The sequence below is a fragment of the Vibrio sp. 10N.286.46.A8 genome (assembly GCF_041470165.1).
Lineage (GTDB): Bacteria > Pseudomonadota > Gammaproteobacteria > Enterobacterales > Vibrionaceae > Vibrio > Vibrio tasmaniensis_A.
Genome location: NZ_JBFRLX010000394.1, coordinates 1 through 561, shown reverse-complemented (window position 1 = coordinate 561; position 561 = coordinate 1). Strand labels below are relative to the sequence as shown.

The 561-nt window shown below is 41.2% G+C and carries 1 protein-coding gene; it reads right to left on the bottom strand.

All coding sequences use genetic code 11. The features are described from left to right. Positions 1–561: beta-propeller fold lactonase family protein (locus AB4232_RS22650; RefSeq protein WP_372088103.1), on the bottom strand; the 561-nt coding region annotated here is incomplete at both ends.

The window sequence follows — 561 nt, the reverse complement described above, 5'->3', positions numbered from 1 at the left end:
GTACATCAACTTCTTCCACAATATTCCACACTCCTAAAGACTTTTCCAAAATCAATATCGTTTCAGAGAGCTCACATACCACATAAGCTCTATCTTCAACTTGGTTAAAGGTTAGATGACGAGGTCCATTCCCTGCACGCACTTTGATAGATTGCATTGGTTCATCAAGGAACTCTTCTTGCTCTTCGTCAAAGCAATAGAAGTTGATTCGATCGGTTCCGAGATCGACGGTCACAAACTGCGGAGAGTTCTTTAGGAAAAGGCTTTGATGTGCATGTGAGCCCGTTTGTCTTTCTGCATTAGGTCCAGAACCAACCATTTTGAGTATTTTGAGCCGTTTATCGATATTGCCATTGATACTTAAACTAAAGATATCGAATGTCCCTGATGAATATTGCGATGTAATAGCAAACTTATTGTGGGGATCTATCGTGATATGACAAGGGTGATCTCCTGAGGTTGGCCCTGTATTTGACGCTATTGTTGAATCAGAATTCGGTATATGAATCAGTTGTGGTTGCATCTTTTGGTCAACTTCAGAAGCTGTGTAGACCCCCAACT